Genomic DNA, 13406 nt, shown 5'->3' on the forward strand with positions numbered 1-13406 from the left:
GCGGTAGTTTTTTATGATGTTTGATATTGATACGAAGAAAGAAATCCTTGATAAAACGGAGCTTTTCGTCCTTGATATGGACGGCACGTTTTATCTTGAAAATGATATTTTGGACGGCGCTTTGGACTTTTTGGAAGCGGTCAAAAGAGCCGGTAAAAGATATATCTTTTTTACCAATAATTCATCGACATCGGCTGAGCTCTATATAGAAAAGCTCGCAAAGATGAATTGCCATATAACAAGAGATATGATCATGACTTCGGGTGATGTTATGACGGCATATCTTAATACCAATCATAAAGGTAAATCCGTATATCTTCTTGGCACAAAGCCTTTGGAAGACAGCTTTAAAGCTGCGGGTATCAATCTTTTTAATCTTGAAAATGAAGATGCTCTCGCAAATATGGACAAAAGACCTGACATTGTAGTTGTGGGCTTTGACAAGACACTTACATTTGAAAAGCTCTCCAATGCCTGCACATATATAAGGGAAGGCGCGCTGTTTCTGGCAACTCACCTTGATATCAATTGTCCGATGAAGGGTGGATTTATCCCGGATTGCGGAGCTATCTGTAAGGCAATTGAGCTTTCAACAAACAAGACACCGAGATTTGTAGGTAAGCCTTTTCAAGAAACCGTAGATATGGTTGTCGGTGCGACAGGTGTTTCCAAAGAGAAGATCGCGTTTGTCGGAGACAGGATATACACTGACGTTGCGACGGGCGTTAATAACGGCGCTATCGGAGTTTTGGTGCTTACAGGTGAAACAAAACTTGAAGATATAGAAGGCTCTGTTTGCAAGCCTGATGTTGTTTTTGAATCAATAAAAGAGATGGGACAGCTTTTGGGATGATCGGTCCTGTCGGGAGATGTTATGAGAGAACCTAGATGCGTGATTATTTCAGCGGGGAGCTTTACGCCTATAGAAATTCCAATAGAAGAGGGAGATTATTGTATAGCCTGTGACGCGGGATTTATGTATGCAAGAGACCTTGGTATTCTTCCGGATCTGATCGTGGGAGACTTTGATTCTTTGGAAGAGCTTGGACCCGACGCCGTAAGAACGCTTGATGAGATCAAAAGCAGTGACCCGAACAGAATAATGCAGCTTGAGGTTCGTAAAGATGATACCGATACGATGAAGGCTGTTAAGATAGCTCTTTTAAAGGGCTATAAAAAGATCTTTTTGTACGGCGCACTGGGCGGACACAGGTTCGACCACAGCTTTGCCAATGTACAGACTTTATTGTATATTAAACATAACGGCGCGGACGGATATATCATGGATCATGACAAAATGCTCATGATAGCCGAGAATGAGACCGTTAAATTCAATAAAGGGAATACAGGTTATATTTCTGTCTTTTCTTTATCCGAAAAATCGGAAGGCGTTACGATCAAGGGACTTAGTTATACGCTTGATCACGGTGAGCTGTCATCTGATTTTCCGCTTGGCGTAAGTAATGAATTTATCCTTGATGAGGAGGCTGAGCTGACGGTAGAAAACGGAACGCTTTTAATTTGTCTGGAATTTGAGAAATAGAGTGTTTTGACCTCAGCTTGTAGAACTTATGATATCTTTCCTTGCAGCTTTTTTTATAAAGGATCATAACAATACGGATGATCTTGAAGTAAGAAATAAGTACGGGATACTTAGCGGAATTGTGGGCATTTGCCTTAATATTATTTTGTTTTCTTCTAAGCTTTTTGCCGGTATTGTGAGCAGTTCCATTTCTATAATGGGTGATGCGTTCAATAACTTATCGGATGCGGCTTCCTGCATTGTTACGCTCGTTGGTTTTAAGCTTTCGGGACAGGAAGCGGATGAAGAGCATCCGTTCGGACACGGCAGACTTGAGTACGTTGCGGGCCTTATTGTGGCTCTTTTCATTGTGATCATGGGCGTTGAGCTCATGCAGTCTTCTGTAGAAAAGATCATTCATCCGAAAGAAACTTTGTTTAACGGCGTTATCGCCGGAATTCTTATTTTTTCCATAATCATTAAATTAATAATGTTTCACGGTAATCTCGAGGCGTCAAAGAAGATAGGAAGCGCCGCGTTAAAGAACACTGCCATGGACAGTATATCGGATGTCATTACGACAGGGATCGTTCTTGTTTCTGCTTTCATTTCACATAAGACCGGAATTATTCTTGACGGATATATCGGTGTCATTGCCTGTATCTTTATCATTAAGACGGGATATGAGGCAGCCAAAGATACGATAAGTCCGCTTCTTGGGGAGCCGCCCAGCAAGGAACTTGTAAAAGAGATCGAGGATTTTGTTCTTGATTTTGACGGCATTCTCGGCGTTCACGATCTTGTGATACATAACTACGGACCGGGAAGGAACTTTGTTTCTCTCCATGTTGAGGTGCCGGGAGATAAGGATATTGTAACGGTTCACGATCTTGTCGATGATATCGAAAATGAGATAAGAACAAAGTACGGGTGCATGGTAGTTATACATATGGATCCCGTTGTTACAGGTGATGAATATTCCGAAGAGCTTAAGAGGAAGGTGACACACATCGTGGCGGAGCTTGATCCCAAGCTTAGCTTTCACGATTTCAGAGTGATCCATGCAAAGGGCGATTGCAGGCGAGTTGCCTTCGATATTCTCGTGCCGTACAAATACGACCTTAAGGATGCGGAGATCATCAAATATCTTGATGATCATATAAAGGGCGCGGAACCGGGAATAGAATGTGATATCACAATTGATAAAGTTAATGATAAAATAGATGACAGATCAGGTTTAGTAACTAAATAAACGCTTAGGAGGAAAGTGATGTTAGGTTTTAAAAAGCTTAAAAATGTATTTAAACAGATTTTGAAAAGGCATCCGGTATCTTTTTTCAGTGTGCTTATCTCGATGATTCTTTTCTGTATTACTTATGATGGGTTTGATCGTTATGAAGCCGCAAAAGATGTGATGGATGTTATTGCTATCGCATTCTTCGTTTTTGCATTCGGTGCACTTGTATGTGAGGTATATCGTGAATGCAAAAGAAAGAGTGAGCCGACTTATTCTTTTGATAATAAAAAGTATATTATCACCAATGTGGCGGTATTGGCTTTTAGTGCACTGCTTGGAGCGTTTTCCGCTTTGTTTAATGTATACAACAGTGTTGAAATTTCCGGGATGTGCGGAGTGAATGAGCTGTTGGTCAGACAGATATCTGATTATGTGATAAGGTTCACGGTAGTTTTGGTTGTAGCGGCAGTCTGCGTTTCTCTTTTCTTTTTTTATAAAAAGAGTATGTGTTCGTTTGAAACATATACAGCAAAGGCTTTTTGCGGAGTGATGAAGGCAGAGCTTGTTTTCTTTGTTATCGCTATTGGCCTGACTCTTATTATTACAGCATTCAATGCGCTTTTGTTTGAGCTTGATTCTTCGGTATATATACGTTTGTGGATTGTTCTTTTGGGACTTGTGCAATACCCTTGTCTTTTGAGCGGATTGTCGAATACAGATGAAGAGATATCCAAATTTGGCAAAGTTATGCTGACTTATGTACTTCCGGGGCTTTTGGCAATTTCTTTTTTGATCGTATATGCTTACATAATTAAGATTCTGGTGACTTTTAGTTTTCCGTCAAATCAGGTATTTCCTATCCTGACATCGCTGTTTTTTATCGGGGCACTTATTTGGACTATGGCGCAAGGCATACGTGATAAGTCTTTGAGAAAAGTTTTCAGGATAATGCCGCTTTTGTTTATTCCGTTTATTGTTTTGCAGATTATTTCTCTTTCGATTCGTATTTCGGGATACGGGCTTACTGTAAACAGATACGTCGGAATAGCGGTTGTTGTATTTGAACTTATATATTGTATTTTGTACGTTATAAACATGATCAGAAAGAAAGAGGCAATGCAGGCTATACTTGCTGTTGTTGCCGTAATCTTCTTTGCTGCTTTGTTGGTTCCGGGAATCAATGTATATTCAGCTGTTATCGCATCTCAGAAGGGCAGGATAATCAAATATATTTCAAATCCTGATAAAGCCGGAAGCAGAACCATAAGAGAAGCACATGAAGCATACATAACCCTTAATATGGATTGCGGAGTACCGGGGCAGGTTTATATAGAAAAAAATTACAGCGAAGATCAGATGGCTGAATTGGAAGAGCTTGTCGAGAATATTAATTATGTGAATGGAATATACGTGTTCAGGAGTAACGATAGTCACTTTAAGATTAAAGGATCTTATACCGATCTTTATACTGTAAAGATTTTTTATGATAAAACTGACGGAATAGATCCGATGAAGGATGAGCTTGAAATTTACAGTGGTGACAAGGTTATTGATAAGGTTAGGCTTGGCAACGTGATAAGCGAGCTGCTAAGGCTAAGTGCTACCGGTGCTGAGGAGCAAAAGCTTGAGAATGTAATAAATAAAAATATTCAGCTTAAGAACGGCGGAGAGTTCATAATAGTTGATATAGATATTTGTACAAATTACAATACCGAGATAATAGACAGCATTGATGTAAACGGATATGTTGTGAAATAAATCCCGTTAATCATCTTATGCTGTCCAAAACCGATAAACCTATCTTGTCATAAAGCGGTTATATGAGATATACTATGCAGTGGTAAAAATTTATTTTATTAGTTTTTTAATCGCTATATGCGTAGAAGATGGAGGATATATAAATGAGAGGTTCAAAGCCAACAGTTCTTTTGATCCTTGACGGATACGGAATCAATCCCAATCCCGAGGGTAATGCCATTGCTATGGCGAACACACCCGTGATGGATTCACTTATGAAGGAATATCCCTTTGTGCAGGGACTTGCCAGCGGACTTGCTGTAGGTCTTCCTGACGGACAGATGGGTAACTCAGAGGTTGGTCACATGAACATGGGTGCCGGCAGAATCGTATATCAGGAACTCACTAGAATCACCAAGTCTATTGAAGACGGAGATTTCTTTACTAATGAGGGACTTATGGCAGCAATCAACAATTGCAAGGCCAACGATTCAGCACTTCATATGTACGGACTTGTTTCAGACGGAGGCGTACATAGCCACATTACACATATTTACGGACTTCTTGAGCTTGCCAAGAAGAATGGACTCAGCAAAGTTTATGTTCACTGCTTCCTTGACGGAAGAGATACTCCTCCGGAGAGCGGAATTGACTTTGTACAGCAGCTTGAAGACAAGATGAAAGAGCTTGGCGTAGGCCAGATCGCTTCTATCTCAGGTCGTTACTATGCTATGGACAGAGATAATAACTATGACCGTGTTGAGGTTGCTTACAATGCTCTTACAAAGGGCGAGGGCAACAAGGCTGACAGCGCTCACGAGTGCATGGTTCAGACATACAAGGACGGTAAGACAGACGAGTTCGTTATCCCTACAGTTATCATGAAGAACGGAGCACCCGTTGCTACAGTTAAGGATAAGGATTCAATCATCTTCTTTAACTTCCGTCCCGACAGAGCAAGAGAGATCACACATTGCTTCTGCGATGATGATTTTGATAAGTTTAACAGAGGAAAGAGACTTGACGTAACTTACGTTTGCTTCACAGACTACGATCCTCTTATTCCCAATAAAGAAGTTGCATTTAAGAAGGTTCTTCTTACCAACACATTTGGTGAGTGGCTTGCAGCCAAGGGACTTAAGCAGGCTCGTATCGCCGAGACAGAGAAGTATGCACACGTTACATTCTTCTTTAACGGTGGCGTTGAGAAGCCCAATGACGGAGAGGACAGAGTTCTTGTAAACTCTCCCAAGGACGTTCCCACATACGATCTTAAGCCTCAGATGAGCGCTCCCGAAGTATGCGAGAAGATTCTTGATGCGATCAACTCTCAGAAGTACGATGTTGTGGTTGCAAACTTCGCCAACCCCGACATGGTAGGACATACAGGTGTTATCCCCGCTGCGGTTTCCGCTATCGAGACTGTAGATGAGTGCGTTGGCAAGATCGTTGATGCGATCAAGGCTGTTAACGGAACAATGTTCATCTGCGCAGACCACGGTAATGCGGATATGATGATCGATTACGAGACAGGTGAGCCTTGGACAGCTCATACAACAAACCCTGTTCCTTTCATCCTGGTTAACTATGATCCTGCATACACTCTTAAAGAGGGCGGATGCCTTGCTGATATCATTCCCACACTTATCGAGTGCATGGGTGAAGAGCAGCCTGCAGAGATGACAGGAAAGTCTTTGTTGATTAAAAAGTGATAATATGATAAAGTAATTTGTGCGCGACATTTAGCGCATGATTCTTTAATATGCAGAATATGTACCGGGAGGAATGTATTTCGTGAGTACTTTAAGTTATTTAGTTGGAATTATTTTTATATTGATCTGCCTTGCACTTGTTGTGCTTGTTCTTGCTCAGGAAGGTAAGAATCAGGGACTTGGTGCTATTCAGGGAACAGTTGAGAATACATATTGGGGCAAGAACAGAGGCCGTTCTAAAGAAGGAGTTTTAAAGACTGTAACGGTTATTTTATCTGTTTTGTTTATCGTACTCAGTATCATTCTTAACATGCACATGTTCTGATAGAACTGTTATTGTAAGAATATCGCAAGGCACTCTATAATAAAATAGAGTGCCTTAATTATTTTATGAGGGAATATGAGTAAAGGAAGAAGACTTAAAAGAGTAGAAGAAAGCTTATTCGGTAATAGTAAGAAATACACTGACAATCACGTGGTTGGTCAGTTTATTTCCAATGCAAGGGGATTTGGCTTTGTGACGATAGAGGGTGAGGATGAGGATATCTTTATTCCCGAGGACTATGTTCACGGAGCTTTTCATACTGATACCGTAGAAGTGGAGATCCTTCCCGTTCAGAGCGGAAAAAGAAAAGAAGGACGTATCAGAAATATACTTGTCAGAGGGATTCAGGAGATCGTCGGAACATATCAGGCCGAGAAAAACTTTGGTTTTGTCATTCCCGACAGCGATAAGTTTACAAGCGATATCTTTATACCTATAGAATTCCACGGAAGCGCTGTTACGGGAGATAAAGTCGTTGTCACCATCACCGATTACGGCGATCCCAAGAAGAGGCAGAAGCCCGAGGGCAAGGTGAAAGAGGTCATCGGAAACATCAACGATCCCGGTGTCGATATATTATCTATTGTAAAGAACTACGATATCCCGACGGAGTTCCCCGAGAGGGTGATAAACCAGGCAAATAAATGCCCCGATGTCATAAGCGAAGCCGATATGCTTGGAAGGATGGATCTTCGAGATGTGACTATGGTCACGATAGACGGAGAGGATGCCAAGGATCTCGACGATGCTGTAAGTCTTTCTATTGATGATGAAGGACTGTATCATCTCGGAGTTCATATTGCCGATGTAACCAATTACGTTCAGGAAAAGTCGGCTCTCGACAGAGAAGCATTAAAGCGCGGAACCAGTGTTTATCTTGTGGACAGGGTTATACCCATGCTGCCTCACAGGCTTTCAAACGGTATCTGCTCGCTCAATCACGGCGAGGACAGGCTGGCTCTTTCTTGTCTTATGACCATTGATAAGAACGGCGGCGTTATCGATCATGAGATTGCCGAGACTGTCATAAATGTCAACGAGAGGATGTCATATACTTCCGTTGCCAAGATACTCGAGGATGAGGACGAAGAAGAGATTGCTAAATATGAAGAGCTTGTACCCATGTTCAAGGATATGGCCAAGCTTTCATCCATTCTTAGGAAAAAGAGAGAGAAGAAGGGTGCAATAGATTTTGATTTCCCCGAGACCAAGATTATTCTTGATAAAGAGGGAAATCCCATAGATATCGTTCCTCATGAGAGAAACACGGCAACGAAGCTTATTGAGGACTTCATGCTTGCTGCTAACCAGACGGTTGCGGAGCACTTTTATTTCCTTCAGAGTCCTTTCGTATATCGTATACATGAGCAGCCCGATCCGGAGAAAATCTCGACACTCTCAGCTTTTGTGAGCAGCTTCGGACTTCACATAAAGACAAGACGTGATGAGGGGGTTAAGCCAAAAGAGCTGCAAAAGCTCCTTAAGAATATAGAGGGAAGCAAGGAAGAGGCTGTTATCAGCAGGATGACTCTTCGCAGTATGATGCAGGCCAAGTACAGCACGGAATGTACGGGACACTTCGGACTTGCATTTGATTACTATTGCCATTTCACCTCTCCCATCAGAAGATATCCCGATCTTCAGATCCACAGAATAATCAAGGATCATTTAAGAGGCAGGATGAATGAAGCTAAGATGCTTCATTACAGTGAGATCCTCGATGAAGTTGCCAAGCATTCTTCCGAGACGGAAAGAAGAGCGGAAGAAGCCGAGCGTGAGACCGATAAGCTCAAGAAGGCTCAGTACATGGAAAAACATATCGGTGAAGTTTTTGAGGGAGTTGTATCCGGTGTGACCGCTTGGGGTCTTTTTGTTGAACTTGAGAATTCCTGCGAAGGAATGGTCGCTGCCGCTTCTATGGCGGATGATTTCTACGTATATGACGAAGCTCAGATGAAGCTTGTCGGCGAGAGGTATCACAAGGAATACACTCTTGGACAGAAGGTTAATATAAAGGTTGTAGGAGCCGACAGGATTTCAAAGACTATCGACTTCAGGCTTGTTGATGAAGACTTTGATGAGAATGAAGATGAATTGCGTTATGAAGAAGAGTATGTCCCAAAGGCTCGTAAGCTTGCCGGTGACAAGGCCAAGAAGATAAGAACCCTTAGTAAAAAAGCCAAGGAAGAGGCTGATAATGCGCAGATTTCAGAAGAAGTAGATAGGCTTTTGAAAAAGGCAAAGAAGGAATTATCCAAAACTTCCTCAAAGACCGCCAAAGGAAAAGCTTCTAAGAAATCTGATAAGAAGGCGGATAAGAAGACCAAGTCCACAAGAAAGGTCTACAAGGTCCACAAGTACAAGAAGTCTGCAACAAGCAAGGCGGCAAGAAGTGCGCAGGGCAAGGGCAGAAAGAAGAAAAGATAAAGAAAACAGGTAAGTAACATGGCAGAAGATAACAAGGCTAGAAAGCTTGTAGCTAACAATAAAAAAGCATATCACGATTATTTTATCGAGGAGAAGTACGAAGCAGGTATCGAGCTCTTTGGAACCGAGGTAAAATCAATACGTCAGGGCAAGTGCAGTATAAAAGAAGCTTGGATAAGTATTGATAAGGGTGAAGCTTTTATCATGGGCATGAATGTAAGCCCTTATGAGAAAGGTAATATCTTTAACAAGGATCCCTTAAGAGTTAAGAAGCTTCTTTTGCACAAAGCTGAGATAAGAAAGCTTGACCAGCAGAAAATGGTACAGGGGTACACCCTTGTACCTCTCGAGGTCTACTTTAAGAACGGCAAGGTCAAAGTCGAGATCGGTCTTGCTAAAGGTAAGAAGCTCTATGATAAGAGAGCGGATATGGCCAAGAAGGATCAGCAGAGAGAAGTCGAGAAAGAGTTTAAGCTTAAATTTAAATAAAGAGGGTTCTATCTGTTGATTTTGATGATTGTTACCGATATACTGTAGTAGCAATACAAATTTAATAAGGGTTAGTAAAGGTTTCGACAGGGATTTTGAAGCTGGAGAAGCTATCCGCAGGACGGTGCGTTAAACCTCAACTTAAAATTAAACGCTAACACAGAATTAGCAGCTGCCTAAATGCAGCACGTCGACCCGGGTGCACCTACACATTCGGTAATCGGCGTCAAACTTTGTAGGAAACGACATAGCTTAAGCTTTGCGGCTATGGTCGTATCATGAAGCTACCGATTGTTTGCAGTTGTCAATTACCGCGGCATGAGGGAACAGGGATGCAGAATCCCGGAATAATTGACTATGATAGTAGAAGGACAGGGGATGAGTTTTTGGACGCGGGTTCGACTCCCGCCTAATCCATACTTAAAAGCCGCATGATTATGCGGCTTTTATAATATAGGCAACAAAAAATCGTATGCCAAGAAGATTGACGATTAATTATTACAGAGGTTTTTATGAGGAGATGGGTATCAATACTGTTAACGGGAGTTATGGTCGTGGGGATGATAAGTCATAACACTGTTGACGTCGTAGCAAGTAAAGCTAAGAATCCGATCATAGAAGTGATGACAGTTGAACAGAAGCTGGCACAGATGATCATGCCATCATTGAGAAGCTGGAATGGGACAGATATTACAGCTTTAAATCCGGAGCTTGTAAAAGTATTGGGAAAGTACGATTTTGGTGGAGTGATCTTATTTGGTCAGAATACTAAGGATGCGACTCAGACTACTGAGCTTATCAACAGCATTCAGGATGCGCATGAAAACGGCGGCTTTAAATACGATATGTTTATTGCTGTAGACCAGGAAGGCGGAAGAGTTACCCGTCTGCAAACGGGAACAAATATGCCCGGTAACATGGCGGTTGCGGCCACAGGAGATGTTTCAAATGCATATAAGGCTGCGAGCGTGATCGGAGAAGAGCTCGCCGTGCAGGGCTTTAATCTTGATTTTGCACCGGTTGTTGATGTTAACAGCAATCCTGCAAACCCTGTTATAGGCGTAAGATCTTTTTCCGAAGATCCGAATGTGGTTACCAAGTTTGGAAAGAGTTATATGATGGGACTTCATTATCAAAATGTAATGTCCTGTCTTAAGCATTTCCCGGGGCACGGAGATACGGACGTTGACAGCCATACGGGACTTCCTGTGGTCAACAAAAGCTATGAAGAGATGATGAAAACTGAACTTGTTCCATACGCTGCATTGGCTAAGAGCGCGGATTTCATAATGACAGCGCATATTCAGTACCCGAAGATAGAAAAAGAGACTTGCATATCCAAAAGTTCGGGACAAAACATTTTCCTTCCGGCTACTCTTTCCAAAAAGTTTTTGACGGATATCCTTAGAGGAGACCTTGGATATAAGGGACTTATCATAACGGATTCCATGGAGATGGATGCAATAACCGTCAATTTCGATAAGCTTGATGCATCTGCGAGGGCGATCAATGCAGGCGCGGATATGCTTTTGATGCCTGTAAGACTTACTTCTGAAGCAGATATAAATAATCTGGATGCTTATATCAAAGGTCTTGCAGCCAAGGTTGAAAGCGGAGAAATCTCCGAAAGCAGATTAAATGAATCTGTAAACAGGATCATGAAGATCAAGGATAAATACGGCCTTTATAACGGGAAGGTAAGAGCTTCCGGGGAAAAGGCTGCAAGTGTTGTCGGTTCCAAGGAGCATAAGGCTGTGGAATGGGATATCGCATTGGCAGCCGTAAAAGGCGTGAAGAACGAAGGCGTGTATCCTATCTCGAAGGATAAGAAGGTAGTAATTTTCTATCATGATGAGGCACAGCTTGCTTCAATCAAGGCAGGAGCCGAGAAGGCCGGAGCAAACGAGATAAAATACGTCAGCTATGAAAAAGGAGTAGGTGCTAACGCGGATACAGCCATCCGGGATGCGGATGTTGTGGTTTGTATATCAACCTGTTCAACGGGAAAAGAAATCAAAGAAAATACCGAAGTAAAGACATTGCTTCAAAAGGCTAAAACATGCCGCAAAATGACTTTGGTATTGAGTACAAATCTTCCGTATGATCTTGAAGGGCTTAATGACGCGGATGTGCTGGTCGCTTGTTATGGACCGGGGATCAATGTGACTGCGGCTATTTATAAATTGTTTTAAGAATGAACATTGTATACTGTTAAACATTATTGGAATGTGTTATATTATTTCCATATAACATAGCTTTCCCAAGAAATATGCGGGAGAGAATGAATGGGAATGTGAAAGGTATAGTGGGAAACGGTGTATGGCGGATACCGGACGTAGGATATGCATGATAGTTCAGCAGAAAGATGTCAAAGGCGGAATAGCCGCTGTTGTATCCGGGTATTATGGAAGCGCTCTTGAGAGTAAATATGACATCAGATATGTTGAATCATATTGTGACGGAAGTAAATTTCAAAAGCTTATCAAAGCTTTGAAGGGTGTCTTCGAGTTCCGTAAAGTCTTAAAAAGCTTTAAACCTGAGCTTGTTCATATACATTCTTCTTTCGGACCCAGCTTTTACAGGATGCAGCCTTTTTTGTACATGGCAAAGAGACGAGGCATTCCTGTAGTCGATCACCTTCACGGTGCGGATTTTAAGACATTTTATCATGACGCATCGGATAAGAAGAAAAGGCTTATAAAGCGGGTTTATAACGATTTTTCTAAGATAATTGTTCTTTCCAAAGAGTGGGAAGAGACAATGTCGCAGCTAGTTCCAAACGATAAACTTACAGTCATCGAGAATTATTGCAGACCCCAAGAGAGAAAAACTGTAGAGAGTTTGTTTGATGAAAGGTTTGATAAGAAGCAGGTTCTTTTCCTCGGAGAGTTAGGAAAAAGAAAAGGCGGCTACGACTTTGCGTCTATTGTAAAAAAGACTCTGGCAAAGGTCCCCGACGCTTCGTTTGTCTTTTGCGGAAGCGGAACGCAGGCTGATGTTGAAGAGATAACCTATGACGTTTACAGCGTTACGACCAAGGAGAAAGCTCTTTTTCCCGGTTGGGTCAGAGGAGAGGATAAGGATAAGTATTTAAAAGGATCCTCGATATATCTTTTGCCTTCATATGATGAAGGACTTCCGATGTCGATACTTGATGCGATGGCGTACGGATTACCCGTTGTTTCGACCAATGTCGGAGGTATTCCAAAGATCGTAAGAGGCGGAGTAAACGGCTTTATATCAGCCCCCGGTGACGTTGACAGCATAAGCGACGGGATCGCCAAGCTCTTATCTGATAAGGACGTTTATATCCGTGCTTCAAAAGCAAGCTATGAAATAGCTGACAAAGAGTACAATTTTGATACACATATTGCCAAGCTTGAAGAGGTATATAATAGTTTCCTTTAAATAAAAAGTCGGAGGAAAAAATGAGATCACCCTTTCTTTATCTTAAAAATTTTATAGGTATCGGATGTAGGAAAGTTCGTTTTTTGTCTGCTTTTTCGGCAGGTGCGGTTCAGACTTTTGACAAGCTTTATGTTGAGATTTACAAAAAAGGCAAGATCACGCTCGGAAGCTATAACCAGAACAGAGGCAATCTTTATCTTGTTGCCGACGGAGGAGAGCTAAAGATCGGAGATCACTGCTTTTTTAACACGGGGACATGTATTACCGCAGCCAAATCCGTAACCATTGGAAACAACTGCAAATTCGGCAATAACGTTGTTATCGTAGATCACGATCATGATTTCAGAAATAAGACGGACAGCGAGTTTATTAGCTCTGATGTAGTCATAGAAGATGATGTATGGGTGGGCGCGGGAACTGTGATCCTTCGCGGAACTCATATCGGAAAGGGTGCTGTTATCGGAGCGGGCAGCATAATAAAAGGAAAAATTAATCCAAACGCTATAATAATTCAGAAGAGATCGGCCGATATATAATGAAATGTCATAT

The 13406-nt window shown here is 41.9% G+C and carries 11 protein-coding genes and 1 other RNA gene; all 12 read left to right on the forward strand.

The window, feature by feature from the left end:
- Positions 1 to 13 precede the first annotated feature (13 nt).
- The 12 genes from D6853_RS02975 to D6853_RS03030 all read left to right on the forward strand — a co-directional run bounded on the left by D6853_RS02975 (position 14) and on the right by D6853_RS03030 (position 13393).
- Entirely contained in the window at positions 14 to 853 is an 840-nt protein-coding gene (locus D6853_RS02975) for an HAD-IIA family hydrolase (RefSeq protein ID WP_243108279.1), read from the forward strand.
- A gap of 21 nt (positions 854 to 874) precedes the next feature.
- Complete coding sequence (locus D6853_RS02980; protein ID WP_120656320.1) at positions 875 to 1543, forward strand: thiamine diphosphokinase; 669 nt, start codon at positions 875 to 877, stop codon at positions 1541 to 1543.
- 28 nt (positions 1544 to 1571) lie between these two features.
- Positions 1572 to 2774: a cation diffusion facilitator family transporter gene (locus D6853_RS02985; protein WP_120656321.1), complete on the forward strand. Its 1203-nt coding sequence runs from the start codon at positions 1572 to 1574 to the stop codon at positions 2772 to 2774.
- Between the two features lie 18 nt (positions 2775 to 2792).
- Positions 2793 to 4517, forward strand: coding sequence for a DUF4153 domain-containing protein (locus D6853_RS02990; protein ID WP_120656322.1), 1725 nt, complete (start codon positions 2793 to 2795; stop codon positions 4515 to 4517).
- A 143-nt stretch (positions 4518 to 4660) separates the two neighbouring features.
- Positions 4661 to 6208 (forward strand): 2,3-bisphosphoglycerate-independent phosphoglycerate mutase, encoded by a 1548-nt coding sequence (gene gpmI, locus D6853_RS02995; protein WP_120656323.1) that lies wholly within the window; start codon positions 4661 to 4663, stop codon positions 6206 to 6208.
- An 82-nt stretch (positions 6209 to 6290) separates the two neighbouring features.
- Complete coding sequence (secG, locus tag D6853_RS03000) at positions 6291 to 6533, forward strand: preprotein translocase subunit SecG (RefSeq protein ID WP_199712996.1); 243 nt, start codon at positions 6291 to 6293, stop codon at positions 6531 to 6533.
- A 75-nt stretch (positions 6534 to 6608) separates the two neighbouring features.
- Entirely contained in the window at positions 6609 to 8960 is a 2352-nt protein-coding gene (gene rnr / locus D6853_RS03005; RefSeq protein WP_120656325.1) for a ribonuclease R, read from the forward strand.
- Positions 8961 to 8978: 18 nt separating this feature from the next.
- On the forward strand, positions 8979 to 9449 hold the full coding sequence (gene smpB, locus D6853_RS03010) for an SsrA-binding protein SmpB (RefSeq protein ID WP_120656326.1): 471 nt from the start codon (positions 8979 to 8981) through the stop codon (positions 9447 to 9449).
- Positions 9450 to 9517: 68 nt separating this feature from the next.
- Positions 9518 to 9869, forward strand: a transfer-messenger RNA (tmRNA) gene (gene ssrA / locus D6853_RS03015).
- 92 nt (positions 9870 to 9961) lie between these two features.
- The gene (locus tag D6853_RS03020; RefSeq protein WP_120656327.1) at positions 9962 to 11641 is read left to right on the forward strand and encodes a glycoside hydrolase family 3 protein; all 1680 of its coding nucleotides are present in this window, start codon (positions 9962 to 9964) and stop codon (positions 11639 to 11641) included.
- Positions 11642 to 11768: 127 nt separating this feature from the next.
- Positions 11769 to 12857, forward strand: coding sequence for a glycosyltransferase family 4 protein (locus D6853_RS03025; RefSeq protein WP_120656328.1), 1089 nt, complete (start codon positions 11769 to 11771; stop codon positions 12855 to 12857).
- 20 nt (positions 12858 to 12877) lie between these two features.
- Positions 12878 to 13393 carry an acyltransferase gene (locus D6853_RS03030; protein ID WP_120656329.1) on the forward strand — a complete coding sequence of 172 codons (516 nt, stop codon included), beginning with the start codon at positions 12878 to 12880 and terminating at the stop codon, positions 13391 to 13393.
- The last annotated feature ends 13 nt before the right edge of the window (positions 13394 to 13406 follow it).

Source organism: Butyrivibrio sp. X503 (genome assembly GCF_003625475.1).
Classification (GTDB): domain Bacteria; phylum Bacillota; class Clostridia; order Lachnospirales; family Lachnospiraceae; genus Butyrivibrio.

Coding starts and splice junctions, on each gene's coding strand:
- D6853_RS02975 (WP_243108279.1), top strand. CDS start 14: ATGATGTTTGATATTGATACGAAGAAAGAAATCCTTGATAAAACGGAG.
- D6853_RS02980 (WP_120656320.1), top strand. CDS start 875: ATGAGAGAACCTAGATGCGTGATTATTTCAGCGGGGAGCTTTACGCCT.
- D6853_RS02985 (WP_120656321.1), top strand. CDS start 1,572: ATGATATCTTTCCTTGCAGCTTTTTTTATAAAGGATCATAACAATACG.
- D6853_RS02990 (WP_120656322.1), top strand. CDS start 2,793: ATGTTAGGTTTTAAAAAGCTTAAAAATGTATTTAAACAGATTTTGAAA.
- gpmI (WP_120656323.1), top strand. CDS start 4,661: ATGAGAGGTTCAAAGCCAACAGTTCTTTTGATCCTTGACGGATACGGA.
- rnr (WP_120656325.1), top strand. CDS start 6,609: ATGAGTAAAGGAAGAAGACTTAAAAGAGTAGAAGAAAGCTTATTCGGT.
- smpB (WP_120656326.1), top strand. CDS start 8,979: ATGGCAGAAGATAACAAGGCTAGAAAGCTTGTAGCTAACAATAAAAAA.
- D6853_RS03020 (WP_120656327.1), top strand. CDS start 9,962: ATGAGGAGATGGGTATCAATACTGTTAACGGGAGTTATGGTCGTGGGG.
- D6853_RS03025 (WP_120656328.1), top strand. CDS start 11,769: ATGGCGGATACCGGACGTAGGATATGCATGATAGTTCAGCAGAAAGAT.
- D6853_RS03030 (WP_120656329.1), top strand. CDS start 12,878: ATGAGATCACCCTTTCTTTATCTTAAAAATTTTATAGGTATCGGATGT.